The organism is Burkholderia sp. HAN2018 (genome assembly GCF_024704855.1).
In the GTDB taxonomy this organism is placed as follows: domain Bacteria; phylum Pseudomonadota; class Gammaproteobacteria; order Burkholderiales; family Burkholderiaceae; genus Burkholderia; species Burkholderia cepacia.
Genome location: NZ_QOBB01000193.1, coordinates 1 through 13,858, shown reverse-complemented (window position 1 = coordinate 13,858; position 13,858 = coordinate 1). Strand labels below are relative to the sequence as shown.

Sequence of the window (13,858 nt, the reverse complement as noted above, 5' to 3'; positions counted from 1 at the left end):
CGTGCGCGCCCCGCTACCGGCCAGCCCCATGGATTCGGCGCGGCATCGCGGGACGCGCGTGCGCCCGCCGCGAAACCGCGCGCCGGAAAGCCCGTGCGGCGCTGCCGCAACGGCCGCCGGCACGAACCCGTGTGATACATTTCAACGTCAGTCTGCAAAACTACCATATCGCCGCCCGTCCGCCGCATGTCCGACCGTCAGGAATCCGCCGTAGCTGCGCCCGAAGCGGGACCTCCGAAGCACGATCATCCGGTCCTGCGCCGCGTGTTCCGGGTGACGCTGGCAGTCGGGCTCGGCACCTACTTCGTCGCGTCCGGCGCGTTCCTCGGGCTGCGCTACGTACTGCTGCCCCGCATCGACGAATTCCGCCCGCGCATCGAGCGCGCGGTGTCCGACAAGCTCCACGCGCAGCTTTCGATCGGCAAGCTTTCCCCGAACTGGTCCGGCATGCAGCCGGGCGTCGAACTCACGAACCTGACGATCCGCGGCCACGACGGCAAGGTCGCACTGTCGGTGCCGCATGCGACGGCCGCGCTGTCTTGGATGTCGCTGCTGCGGCTGTCGCCCGCGCTGTCGAGCCTGATCGTCGACCAGCCCGACCTCGTCGTCGCGCGCGCGGCCGACGGCTCGTTGAGCGTCGCGGGCGTCGGCGTGGCAACCACTCACGGCGGCAACGACACGTTCGGCACGTGGCTGCTGAAGCAGGAAGCGATCGTGCTGCGCGGCGGCACGCTGCGCTGGCGCGACGCGCAGCACGATGCGCCGGAGCTCGTGCTGTCGGGCATCCGGCTCGCGGTGCTCAACGACGGCCGCGTGCACAAGGCCGCGCTGCAGGCGCCCGCGAACGGCACGCTGCTGCTCGGCCCGCTCGATTTCCGCGCGCGCTTCAGGCACAAGCCGCTCGCACCGGTCGGCAAGCCGTCGAACTGGTCGGGCGACGCGTACCTGTCGACGGGCCCGGTCGACCTGCAGACGCTCGGGCGCTACCTCGACATGCCGCTCACGATCCACGCGGGCCGGATCGACAACGCGATCTGGGCCACCTTCAGCGACGGCCACCTGCATTCGGCGGGCGGCGACCTGCAGGGCGCGGACGTCGCGCTGCGCGTGCGCCCGACGCAGCCGCGGCTCGACGTGCCGACGGTCGGCTTCGGCTGGGACATGCAGCTCGATGCCGGCCACGACTACACGCTGCACCTGACGCGCTTCAACGCGGAACTCGGCCAGCCGCCGCTGCCGGACGGCACACCGCTCGCCCGCTCGCTCGCGCTGTCGACGCTGACGGCCCGCTACCGTGTGCCGACCGCCAGCCAGGGGCAGCTGTTGAGCGTCGTCGGCGACCGCGTCGATCTCGGCATTCTCAGCGAGTTCATTCGCGGGCTGCCGCTGCCGGCGCGCCTGCGCAACGAGCTGATCAAGATCGACCCGCGCGGGATGGTGTCGAACTATCACATCGAGGTCGAGCGCGCGAAGCCCGCGCGGGCCGACCTCGCCGACGAGGAGCGGCGCATGGGCGCCGCGCCGATCGTCCGCTATCGCTTCCTCGGCGATCTGCAGGGCATCAGCTTCGCCGCGCAGGAGCCGCCGCCCGGGCTGTCGCCGCGTGGCCACCCGCGGGCCGGCTGGCCGGGCGTCGAGAACCTGTGGGGCCGCGTCGATGCGAACGAGACGGGCGGCAGCGCGCATTTCGATACGGTCAACGCGGCGGTCACGGTACCCGGCGAATTCGACGAGCCGCGCCTGACGTTCGACCGGTTGCGCGGCAACGCAAAGTGGGTGATCACGCCCGCGGCCGGCGAAAAGCATGCGCGCGTCGACGTGACCCTGCCTGACCTGCTCGTCTCGAACCCCGATGCCGAAATCGCGGTATCGGGCTCGTACACGAACCCCGGCCACGGCCGCGGCTCGCTCGACCTGCGTGCCGATTTCGCCCGTGCGTCGGTGGCGCGCATTCCGCGCTACCTGCCGACCGGGATGTCCGAACACCTGCGCGACTATCTCGGCCATGCGCTGCAGGCCGGCCAGGTGACCAAGGGTGCGTCGATCGTCGCGCGCGGCCCGCTCGAGAAATTCCCGTTCGAACACGAGCCGGACGCCGGCGTGTTCCACATCGTCGCGCCGTTCACCGGCGGCCGCTTCGAACCGACGCCGTACCCGCCGCGCAAGCTCGCGAACGGCACGCCGAGCGTCTGGCCGGCGCTCGACGGGATCAACGGCGTGTTCGAGCTCGCGCAGAACAAGCTGCGCTTCGACATCGATCGTGCGCACTACAAGCGCGTCGCGCTGACGAAGGTCGCGGGCCGCATCGACGATCTCGGCAACCCGAGCCACTCGCCGCTCATCATCGACGGTCATGCGCAAGGCCCGCTCGCCGACCTGATCGACTACGCGGACAACAGCTCGCTCGGCACGATGAGCGGGCATATCGGCCAGCGGATCGATGCGCAGGGGCCCGCGTCGCTCGCGCTCAAGATCACGATTCCGCAGCACGTCCCGCATCCGCACACGCACATCGAAGGCGCGCTCGCGTTCGGCGGCAACACGCTGACGACGAGCGGCGTGCCGCCGCTGTCCGCGCTGCGCGGCAGTGTCCGGTTCACCGAGGCCGGCGCATCGCTGCACGACCTGTCGGGGCGCTTCCTCGGCGGCCCGGTGCGCGCGAGCGGCAACTTCCAGTCGCACGGCCCGTATACGGTGGACGTCGACGGCCGGCTCGCGCTCGACGCCGCACGCGGCCTGAACCTGCACGGCCCGGCGGCCGCGCTGCTCGAGCACGTGGTCGGCGACGCGCCGTACAAGGTCGCCGTGCGCGGCGCGCCGGGCCGCCTGCCCGACATCAGCGCGCATTCCGACCTGACCGGCGTGGCACTGAATTTCCCCGCGCCGTTCGCAAAACCTGCCGGCACGCCGATGCCGTTCAGCTTCACGCTGCAGCCGGCGCCGCAGGCGGACGGCAAGCGCCTCGAGCACGCCGACCTGACGCTCGGCCCCGTGTCCGCGACCTACCTGCTCGACGCGACGCGCGGCCAGCCGCTGCGCGCGGTGCGCGGCGCGATGGGCATCCACCGGATGCCCGACATGCCGCAGGACGGCGTGAGCGCGGCCGTCGACGTCAACGAACTGGACGCCGATGCGTGGCTCGCGCTGGCCCATACGCTGAAACCCGACACGCCGCGCGCGCAGGAGCCGCAAGCCGCGCCGCGCGTCGATTTCGCGAGCTTCGCGCCGAAGCGTTTCGCGCTCCATTTCGGCACGCTGAAGCTGCTCAAGCGCAACTGGGAAAACGTGATCGTCGGCGCGTCGCACGTCGACGAGCTCTGGCAGGCGAACATCGCGTCGAACCAGGTGTCGGGCTACCTGTCATGGGCGCCGGGCGGCGGCCACAACGGCGCGGGCGTGCTGAACGCGCGGCTCGCGAAGCTCGTGGTGCCCGACAGCGCGCAGCACGATCTCGTCGGCCGCGCGATGAACCTCCCGACGCCGACCGACCGCCCGATGCCGTCGATCGACCTGATCGTCGACCAGGTCGTCGCGCGCAACCACGACATCGGCCGTCTCGTCGTCAACGCACGCAATATCGACGAAGCCGGCACCCCGGTCTGGCAGCTCGACAAGCTGGAGCTGTCGAACCCGGCCGCGAAGCTGACGGCGACCGGCAACTGGCGCACCTCGCGCCGCGCGCTCGCCCGCGGCGCCGATGAAAACGACGCACCGCGCCGCACCGTGTTCGACTTCAAGCTCGACATCGACAACGCGGGCGCGCTGCTCGACCGCGTCGGCCTGCCGCGCACGCTCGCGGACGGTCACGGCACCGTCACCGGCAAGGTCGGTTGGCGCGGCGGCCCGACCGCGGTCGACCTGCCGTCGCTCGGCGGCCAGATCGCGCTCGACCTCGAACACGGCCAGATCCTGAAGGTCGATCCGGGCGCGGCGAAGCTCCTCGGCGTGCTGAGCCTGCAGAGCCTCGCACGTTTCCTGACGCTGAATTTCCGCGACGTGATCGGCAAGGGGCTGCCGTTCGACAAGATCACGGGCACCGGCCGGATCTCGAACGGGATCGCCCGCACCGACGACTTCTCGATGATGACCGGGCCCGCGAACGTCACCGTGCGCGGCGCGGTGGATCTCGGCACCGAGACGCAGGACCTGCACGCGCACGTCGCGCCGAAAATCAGCGCGGGCGCGGCGGCGATCGGGGCGGCCATCGTCAACCCGCTGCTCGGCGTCGGCGTGCTGGCCGCGAACTACGCGCTGTCGGAGACGCTGTCGCGCGCGTTCGCGCTCGACTACACGATCACCGGCTCGTGGGCCCACCCACACATCGAGCGGGTGCGGGGCGATCAGGGTAAGATGAATCACGGTCCGGCCGATGCGGCGAGCCATTGAGCCGCGCGTCGGGCCGCGCACGGTGCCGGGCCGCACCCCATTTATGACGCAACCGATCCAGCGATGACCGACCACACCCGTTCCGCCACGCCCTTCCAGGTCGCCGCGCTGCAGATGGTGAGCACGCCGGACGTCGCGCGCAATCTCGCCGAGGCGCGCCGCCTGATCGCGGAAGCCGCCGGCGAAGGCGCGCAGCTCGTGCTGCTGCCCGAGTACTTCTGCTTCATGGGTCACCGCGACACCGACAAGCTCGCGCTCGCCGAACCTTACCGGGACGGCCCGATCCAGCATTTCCTCGCGGACGCCGCGCGTCGCCACGGCATCTGGGTGATCGGCGGCACGCTGCCGCTGAAGGCCCCGGAGCCCGATCGCGTGCTCAACACGACGCTCGTGTTCGATCCATCCGGCAACGAATCCGCACGCTACGACAAGATCCACCTGTTCAACTTCGAGAAAGGCGACGAGTCGTTCGACGAAGCGCGCACGATCCGCGCCGGCGATACGGTCGTCACGTTCGACGCGCCGTTCGGGCGGGTCGGCCTGTCCGTCTGTTACGATCTCCGCTTTCCGGAGCTGTATCGCAGGATGGGCGACTGCGCACTGATCGTCGTACCGTCGGCGTTTACGTATACGACCGGCCGCGCGCACTGGGAAACGCTGCTGCGCGCGCGGGCCGTCGAGAACCAGTGCTACGTGCTCGCGGCCGCGCAAGGCGGCAAGCACGAAAACGGCCGGCGCACCTGGGGCCACAGCATGCTGATCGACCCGTGGGGCGAGATCGTCGCGGTTCGCGACGTGGGCGCAAGCGTCGTGCGCGGCGCGCTCGATCCGCAGCGCATCGCCGACGTGCGCCAGAGCCTGCCCGCGTGGCGGCATCGCGTGCTGACCTGAATCCGCCGCACCGCTTGAAACACCGCGCGGCCAACCCATCTGCCCAGAAGCACCCGACAACTTTTTGAGAAACCCCGATATCCGCATGAACATCATCGAACCCGGCATCCGCAACCTCGCGCTGGCGAAGGACATCCTGCTCACGCCGTACGGCCTCGACGAAAGCCTGCTCACGCGCACGATCGCCGACATCTTCACGCATCGCGTCGACTACGCGGACCTGTACTTCCAGGCGACCCGCAGCGAAGCGTGGAGCCTCGAGGAAGGCATCGTCAAATCGGGCAGCTTCAGCATCGACCAGGGCGTCGGCGTGCGCGCGGTCGCGGGCGACCGCACCGCGTTCGCGTACTCGGACGACCTGTCGCCGGAAGCGATCGCGCAGGCGGCCGCGGCCACCAAGGCGATCGCGGCGGCCGGCGGCGGCCGCCAGAAGATCAAGGCGGCCACGTCGCTGAAGGGCATCTCGGGCCGCGACCTGTACCTGCCGTCCGATCCGCTCGCGTCGCTCGACGCGACGGCCAAGGTCAAGCTGCTCGAGCGCATCGAGCAGATGGCGCGCGGCCGCGACCCGCGCGTCACGCAGGTGATGGCCGGCCTCGCCGGCGAATACGACGTCGTGCTGGTCGCGCGCAGCGACGGCGCGCTCGCCGCCGACATCCGCCCGCTCGTACGCGTGTCGGTCACGGTGATCGCCGAGCAGAACGGCCGCCGCGAAATCGGCTCCGGCGGCGGCGGCGGCCGCTTCGACTACGGTTACTTCACCGACGAAGTCCTGTCGCGCTACGTCGACGACGCCGTGCATGCAGCGCTCGTGAACCTCGACGCACGCCCCGCGCCGGCCGGCGCGATGACGGTCGTGCTCGGGCCGGGCTGGCCGGGCGTGCTGCTGCACGAAGCGATCGGCCACGGCCTCGAAGGCGACTTCAACCGCAAGGGCTCGTCCGCGTTCGCCGGCCGGATCGGCGAGCAGGTCGCCGCGAAGGGCGTGACGGTGGTCGACGACGGCACGCTGCCGAACCGCCGCGGCTCGCTGAACATCGACGACGAAGGCAACCCGACGCAGTGCACGACGCTGATCGAGGACGGCATCCTGAAGGGCTACATCCAGGACACGCTGAACGCGCGCCTGATGAAGATGCCGGTCACGGGCAACGCGCGGCGCGAATCGTACGCGGCGCTGCCGATGCCGCGCATGACCAACACGTACATGCTGAACGGCGACAAGGATCCGCAGGAAATCATCGCGTCGGTGAAGAACGGCCTGTACGCGGTGAACTTCGGCGGCGGCCAGGTCGACATCACGAACGGCAAGTTCGTGTTCTCGGCGTCCGAGGCGTACATGATCGAGAACGGCAAGATCACCTACCCGGTGAAGGGCGCGACGCTGATCGGCAGCGGCCCGGAATCGCTGAAGTACGTGAGCATGATCGGCAACGACATGTCGCTCGACACCGGTGTCGGCGTGTGCGGCAAGGAAGGCCAGAGCGTGCCGGTCGGCGTCGGCCAGCCGACCCTGCGGATCGACAAGATGACGGTCGGCGGTACGGCATAACCGCATCGCGGCGCAGACATTCCGCGCATTTTGAAGAAAACGCGCGGAATGTCCGCATTTTCGACGCTCCCCGGTTGCCAGCCGCCCGGCGACGGGGTATAAATTCCGAATCAACTTTTTTGACGAACCGAATCTCCGTCATGTCCGCCAAGTTTTACTTTTACTTTTTTTGGCATCTCAGACCGCTGGCGGATCGAGAGGGTTGATGGCGCGTAAAGCGCAACCGAAATTCCCGAAAAAACCGCCGGCGAACCCGGCGGTTTTTTTTCGCCCTTCGCTTCCCGGTCGCCGCCGCAGCGGTTCCGCAGCCCCGACCGAAATCACTGAATCGCTTGAATTGATGAATCTGCCGCACGCCCACTGATCGAACGGCGCCCGGAACCAAGGAGAAACAGCATGCCCCCGCACAACACCGACGACGTCCGCATCCGCGAACTCAAGGAACTGACGCCGCCCGCCCACCTGATCCGCGAATTCGCGTGCTCCGAAGCCGCGTCCGAGCTGATCTACAACTCGCGCCAGTCGATGCACCGCATCCTGCACGGGATGGACGACCGGCTGATCGTGGTGATCGGGCCGTGCTCGATCCATGACACGAAGGCGGCGATCGAGTACGCGGGGCGGCTCGTGAAGGAGCGCGAGCGCTTCAAGGGCGAGCTGGAAATCGTGATGCGCGTGTACTTCGAGAAGCCGCGCACGACGGTCGGCTGGAAGGGGCTCATCAACGATCCGCACCTCGACAACAGCTTCAAGATCAACGAAGGGCTGCGCACCGCGCGCGAGCTGCTGCTTCAGATCAACGAGATGGGCCTGCCGGCCGCGACCGAATACCTCGACATGATCAGCCCGCAGTACATCGCCGACCTGATCTCGTGGGGCGCGATCGGCGCGCGCACGACCGAATCGCAAGTGCACCGCGAGCTCGCGTCGGGGCTGTCGTGCCCGGTCGGCTTCAAGAACGGCACCGACGGCAACGTGAAGATCGCGGTCGACGCGATCAAGGCTGCATCGCAGCCGCACCATTTCCTGTCGGTGACGAAGGGCGGCCATTCGGCGATCGTGTCGACGGCCGGCAACGAGGATTGCCACGTGATCCTGCGCGGCGGCAAGACGCCGAACTACGACGCGGAAAGCGTGAACGCCGCGTGCGCGGACATCGGCAAGGCCGGCCTCGCCGCACGCCTGATGATCGACGCGAGCCACGCGAACAGCTCGAAGAAGCACGAGAACCAGATCCCCGTCTGTGCCGACATCGGCCGCCAGATCGCGGCCGGTGACGCCCGCATCGTCGGCGTGATGATCGAGTCGCATCTCGTCGAGGGGCGCCAGGACCTGAAGGAAGGCTGCGAACTGACCTACGGCCAGAGCATCACCGACGCGTGCATCGCATGGGACGACAGCGTGAAGGTGCTCGAAGGCCTCGCGGAATCGGTGAAGGCACGCCGCGTCACGCGCGGCAGCGGGAACTGATCGTCCGCGTCTGCACCGAAACGAAAAACGCCCGGCTCGCGCCGGGCTTTTTTTCGCAGGCCGCCGACTGCCGGTCAGCGCATCACTCGAGCGCGCCCGAACCGAAGATCTCGGTATTGATGCGTTCCGGCGCGACGCCGAGCGCGACCAGCGCATCGCGTTGTGCCTTCATGAACGCGACCGGGCCGCAGACGTAGTAGTCGGCGTCCGGCACCAGCGCGTAGTGCCGCACGCGCTCCGGCGTGAGGCGCCCTTCCAGATCGTGATCGACGCCGACGCGATCGTCCGGGCCGACCAGCTCGTACAGCACCGTGCGCTTGACGTTCGCATGCTCGCGCACCGTGTCGTTCAGCCAGTCGCGGAACGCGTGCACCGCGCCCGAGCGGCATGCATGGACGAACCGCACGTCGCGCTTGCTGCCTTCGTCGACCAGCGTCGACGCCATCGACACCATCGGCGTCAGGCCGACGCCGCCGGAAATCAGCACCACCGGCGTCTCGACGCCGCGCTTCAGCGAGAATTCGCCCATCGGCGCGGTGACCTCGACGATCGCGCCCTCTTCCACGCCGTCGTGCATCAGCGTCGACACCTTGCCGGCCGGAATGACTTCCGGCCTGCCGGCTTCGCGCTTCACCGAGATGCGCAGCCACTTGCCGTGCGGCGCGTCGGACAGGCTGTACTGGCGCGGCTGGTCGACGCCGAGATCGCCGACGAAACGCTTCACCGTGATGTACTGGCCGGGCTCGAACGTCGGCGCCGCGCCGCCGTCGGCGGGCGTCAGGTAGAACGACGTGATCTCGTCGCTTTCGCGCACCTTGCGCTCGACCTTGAACGGACGGAACCCGCTCCAGGCGGCACCCGCGTACAGGTCGGCCTCGGCGCCGATCAGGATCTGCGCGAGCTGGCCGTACGCCACGCGCCACGCCTCGAGCGTGTCGGCATCGACCGCGTCGCCCAGCACCTCGACAATCGATGCGAGCAGGTTCTCGCCGACGATCGGGTAATGCTCGGGGCGGATGTTCAGGCTCGCGTGCTTGTGCGCGATGTGCGACACCGCCCCGCCCAGCGCACCGAGATTGTCGATGTTCGCCGCATACGCGTAGACGGCCTTCGCGAGCGCTTCCGGCTGGCCGCCCGTCTTCTGGTGCGTCTGGTTGAACAGGTTCTTCAGTTCCGGATGGCGCGCGAACATGCGCTGGTAGAAGTGCTTCGTGATCGTCGCGCCGTGCACGGCGAGGACAGGGGCAGTGGCCTTCACGCGAGCCATCTGGTCAGCGGTGATGTGGGTCATGTTCGTTCTCCGTTAAACATGCACACACAATACCTTTTTAAAAATTCGATGCCCCTCGGGCAAATTGTCGCAGCGCGGCAAGGGTAAGGGGGCGAATCGTCAGCGGTCAGCGGACACGGCCGTGTTCCCACAGCACGTCCGATCCGCCGTCGGCACGGTTCAGCACGCGCGCCAGCACGAACAGCAGGTCCGACAGCCGGTTCACGTAGCGCCGCGGCGCATCGTTGAGCGTTTCGGTGCGCCCGAGCGCGACGATCGAACGCTCCGCGCGACGGCATACGGTTCGACACACGTGCGCGAGCGACGCCGCGCGCGAGCCGGCCGGCAGGATGAATTCCTTCAGCGGCGGCAGCGTCGCGTTGTAGTCGGCGAGCCAGCGATCGAGACGCGCGAGATGCGTGTCGTCGAGCACCGTATGGCCGGGAATGCACAATTCGCCGCCGAGATCGAACAGGTCATGCTGGATCGTCACGAGCGCCGTGCGGATATCGTCCGGCAGCGTTTCGGCGAGCAGCACGCCGAGGTTCGAGTTCAGCTCGTCGACGTCGCCGATCGCGGCGATCCGCGTATCGTCCTTGCCGATACGCCGGCCGTCGCCGAGGCCGGTGGTGCCGTCGTCGCCGGTACGCGTGGCGATCTTGCTCAAGCGGTTGCCCATGCGGATGTCCTCTCGTGCGCGGCCGCGACGCGGCCCGGTTGCGTTCGAACGCGATTATCGCAGCCCGCGACGGCGGGCGCAGCAGGCGTTACAGCGTAGAATGGGCCGAAACCCAGCAGCACGGGAGCCGGGTCGGCGCCAACGCGCTCATCCGGATCGACAAGGAGACGTTCGTGAATCACCCTGCCCCGCCGGCCGCCGCGCGCCGCCCCCTTCCCCCCGCCATGCTCGATGCGCTGCGCGCCGCCTTCGGCGAGCGCGTGTCGACCGCCGACGCCGTCCGCGCCCACCACGGCCGCGACGAATCGCCGTTCGATCCGCAACTGCCCGACGCCGTCGTGTTCGCGCACAGCGCGGACGACGTGCGCGAAGTCGTGTCGCTGTGCTCGCTGTACAGCGTCCCGCTGATCCCGTACGGCGCCGGTTCGTCGCTCGAAGGCCACCTGCTCGCGGTGCGCGGCGGCATCTCGCTCGACCTGTCGGAAATGAACCGCGTGCTGTCGATCAACGCCGAAGACCTGACCGTGACGGTCGAGCCGGGCATCACGCGCAAGGCGCTCAACGAGGCGCTGCGCGACACCGGCCTGTTCTTCCCGATCGACCCGGGCGCCGACGCCAGCATCGGCGGGATGACCGCCACGCGTGCGTCGGGCACCAACGCCGTGCGCTACGGCACGATGCGCGAGAACGTGCTCGGCCTGACCGCCGTGCTCGCCGACGGCCGTGTGGTGAAGACCGGCTCGCGCGCCCGCAAGTCGTCGGCCGGCTACGACCTCACGCGCCTGTTCGTCGGCTCCGAAGGCACGCTCGGCGTGATCACCGAGATCACGCTGCGCCTGCATCCGCTGCCCGAAGCCGTATCGGCCGCGATCTGCACGTTCCCGTCGATGGGCGACGCGGTGCGCACCGTGATCGAGACGATCCAGATCGGCGTGCCGATCGCGCGCGTCGAATTCGTCGATGCGCTCGCCGTGCGCTCGATCAACCGCCATTCGAACCTGACGCTCACCGAAGCGCCGACGCTGTTCTTCGAATTCCACGGCACCGAGGCCGGCGTGAAGGAACAGGCCGAGCTCGTGCAGGCTCTCGCGGGCCAGAACAACGGCCAGGGTTTCGAATGGGCAACCCGCCCCGAAGACCGCACGCGCCTCTGGGCCGCACGCCACAACGCGTATTTCGCGATGCTGCAATTGAAACCCGGCTGCCGCGCGGTGACGACCGACGTCTGCGTGCCGATCTCGCAGCTCGCCGCGTGCGTCGAGGAAACCGAAGTCGACCTGCGCGCCTCGTCGCTGCCCTGCCCGATCGTCGGCCACGTCGGCGACGGCAATTTCCACGTGGCGATCCTGATCGACCCCGACAAGCCCGAGGAAATCGCGGAAGCCGAGCACATCAACGACCGGATCGTCGAGCGCGCGCTGCGCCTCGGCGGCACCTGCACGGGCGAGCACGGCGTCGGGCTGCACAAGATGCGCTTCCTGCCGAAGGAGCACGGCGACAACGCGATCGACACGATGCGTGCGATCAAGCTCGCGCTCGATCCGCGCAACCTGATGAATCCGGGCAAGATTTTCACGTGCTGACACGGCGGCGCGACGCCGCGCCGCCTGCTGCAGGAGACCCCATGAACGCTCCCGTCGAACTGTCGAGCGCGGCGCGCGCGCAGCGCCAGCGCGAAGTCGTGCAGGCGCTGATGGCCGTGCTGCCGACGCACTGCCTGCTGTACCGCGACGAAGACACGGCGCCGTACGAATGCGACGGCCTGTCCGCGTACCGCCGCCTGCCGCTCGCGGTCGCGCTGCCCGAAACGGAATCGCAGGTGCAGCGGATCGTGCAGATCTGCCGCCGCATGGAGGTGCCGATCGTGCCGCGCGGCGCCGGCACGAGCCTGTCGGGCGGCGCGTTGCCGATCGCGCTCGGCGTCGTGCTGTCGCTTGCGCGCTTCACGCGCATCGTCGAAGTCGATCCCTACGCGCGCACGGCGACCGTGCAGCCCGGCGTGCGCAACCTCGCGATCTCGGAGGCCGCCGCGCCGTACGGCCTGTACTACGCGCCCGATCCGTCGTCGCAGATCGCGTGCACGATCGGCGGCAACGTCGCGGAAAATTCCGGCGGCGTCCATTGCCTGAAATACGGGCTGACCGTGCACAACGTGATGCGCGTGCGCGCGGTGACGATCGACGGCGAGATCGTCGAATTCGGTTCGCTGGCGCTCGACATGCCGGGCCTCGACCTGCTCGCCGTGATGATCGGCAGCGAAGGGATGTTCGCGATCGTCACCGAGGTCACGGTGAAGCTGATCCCGAAGCCGCAGACGGCCCAGCTCGTGATGGCGAGCTTCGACGACGTCGTCAAGGGCGGCGAGGCCGTCGCGGCGATCATCGCGTCGGGGATCATCCCGGCCGGGCTCGAAATGATGGACAAGCCGGCCACGCAGGCCGTCGAGGCGTTCACGCACGCGGGCTACGATCTCGAGGCGAAAGCGATCCTGCTGTGCGAATCGGACGGCACGCCGGAAGAAGTCGCGGAAGAGATCGTGCGGATGACGGCCGTGCTGCGCGAGCATGGCGCGACACGCATCCAGGTATCGCGCAACGAGCACGAGCGGCTGCGCTTCTGGTCGGGCCGCAAGAACGCGTTCCCGGCCGCCGGCCGCATTTCGGCCGACTACTACTGCATGGACGGCACCGTGCCGCGCCGCGCGATCGGCCCGCTGCTCGCGCGCATCGAGCAGCTCGAAACGCGCTACGGGCTGCGCTGCATCAACGTGTTCCACGCGGGCGACGGCAACATGCATCCGCTGATCCTCTACAACGCGAACGATCCGGACGAACTGCACCGCGCCGAGCAGTTCGGCGCGGAAATCCTCGAATGCTGCGTGGAATTCGGCGGCAGCGTGACGGGCGAGCACGGCGTCGGCATCGAGAAGCTCAATTCGATGTGCGTACAGTTCTCGCCGCAGGAGCGCGACGCGTTCTTCGCGGTCAAGCGCGCCTTCGATCCGGCGGGGCTGCTGAACCCGGACAAGGGCATCCCGACCCGCGCGCGCTGCGCCGAATACGGTCGCCAGCACGTGCGCGGCGGGCTGCTGCCGCACCCCGACCTGCCGCGCTTCTGAGCGGCCCGTGCGGGTCGCGGCCGGTGCCCGCGGCCGGGTCGCGGCGTTCGACCGTGCCCGCTCGGCCTGTTCATGCGGCGACGCGGGCAGACGGCCCGCGATACCGGTCTTAGGGATAGTCGCGATGTGGAATCGCGCCACCCCGGTACAATCGACCGAACAACAAGTCGAGGCAGCAACAGAACATGGAAGAGGACGACATCGTCGCCGGATGGGCCGACCGCGTCCGCGCCGCCAGCGCCGACGGCCGGCCGCTGCGGATTCGCGGCGGCGGCACCAAGGACTGGTACGGCCAGGCGCTCGAGGGCGAAATTCTCGACACGCGCGCGTTTCAGGGCGTCGTGTCGTACGACCCGGCCGAACTCGTCGTCACGGTCCGCGCGGGCACGCCGCTCGCACAGCTTGAAACCGTCCTCGCCGAGTGCGGCCAGATGCTGCCGTTCGAGCCGCCGCACTTCGGCCGCGCGGCCACCGTCGGCGGCTGCGTCGCGG

General features: G+C 68.9%; 9 protein-coding genes. 7 read left to right on the top strand and 2 right to left on the bottom strand.

All coding sequences use genetic code 11. The features are described 5' to 3' along the window. Positions 1-186 precede the first annotated feature (186 nt). From DPV74_RS31965 to aroG, 4 genes are all read left to right on the top strand, one after another. On the top strand, positions 187-4,386 hold the full coding sequence (locus DPV74_RS31965) for a YhdP family protein (RefSeq protein ID WP_059698821.1): 4,200 nt from the start codon (positions 187-189) through the stop codon (positions 4,384-4,386). A gap of 63 nt (positions 4,387-4,449) precedes the next feature. Then, positions 4,450-5,277, top strand: coding sequence for a carbon-nitrogen hydrolase family protein (locus tag DPV74_RS31960; protein WP_119338636.1), 828 nt, complete (start codon positions 4,450-4,452; stop codon positions 5,275-5,277). An 85-nt stretch (positions 5,278-5,362) separates the two neighbouring features. Then, positions 5,363-6,829, top strand: coding sequence for a metalloprotease TldD (tldD, locus tag DPV74_RS31955; protein ID WP_021163847.1), 1,467 nt, complete (start codon positions 5,363-5,365; stop codon positions 6,827-6,829). Positions 6,830-7,225: 396 nt separating this feature from the next. Further along, positions 7,226-8,299, top strand: coding sequence for a 3-deoxy-7-phosphoheptulonate synthase AroG (aroG, locus tag DPV74_RS31950; RefSeq protein WP_027788323.1), 1,074 nt, complete (start codon positions 7,226-7,228; stop codon positions 8,297-8,299). A gap of 82 nt (positions 8,300-8,381) precedes the next feature. Here aroG and hmpA read toward each other — a convergent pair whose 3' ends face one another. Together hmpA and DPV74_RS31940 are read right to left on the bottom strand one after the other, a co-directional pair. Further along, complete coding sequence (hmpA, locus tag DPV74_RS31945) at positions 8,382-9,590, bottom strand: NO-inducible flavohemoprotein (RefSeq protein WP_119338635.1); 1,209 nt, start codon at positions 9,588-9,590, stop codon at positions 8,382-8,384. A gap of 106 nt (positions 9,591-9,696) precedes the next feature. Next, on the bottom strand, positions 9,697-10,248 hold the full coding sequence (locus DPV74_RS31940) for a cob(I)yrinic acid a,c-diamide adenosyltransferase (protein WP_119338634.1): 552 nt from the start codon (positions 10,246-10,248) through the stop codon (positions 9,697-9,699). 173 nt (positions 10,249-10,421) lie between these two features. Here DPV74_RS31940 and DPV74_RS31935 point away from each other — a divergent pair, with 173 nt between their 5' ends. The 3 genes from DPV74_RS31935 to DPV74_RS31925 all read left to right on the top strand — a co-directional run. After that, entirely contained in the window at positions 10,422-11,831 is a 1,410-nt protein-coding gene (locus DPV74_RS31935; protein ID WP_060174730.1) for an FAD-binding oxidoreductase, read from the top strand. A 41-nt stretch (positions 11,832-11,872) separates the two neighbouring features. Next, complete coding sequence (locus DPV74_RS31930; protein WP_011351007.1) at positions 11,873-13,366, top strand: FAD-linked oxidase C-terminal domain-containing protein; 1,494 nt, start codon at positions 11,873-11,875, stop codon at positions 13,364-13,366. 185 nt (positions 13,367-13,551) lie between these two features. Next, positions 13,552-13,858, top strand: a 307-nt coding sequence (locus tag DPV74_RS31925) for an FAD-binding protein (protein ID WP_119338633.1), incomplete at its 3' end; no start/stop codon positions are given.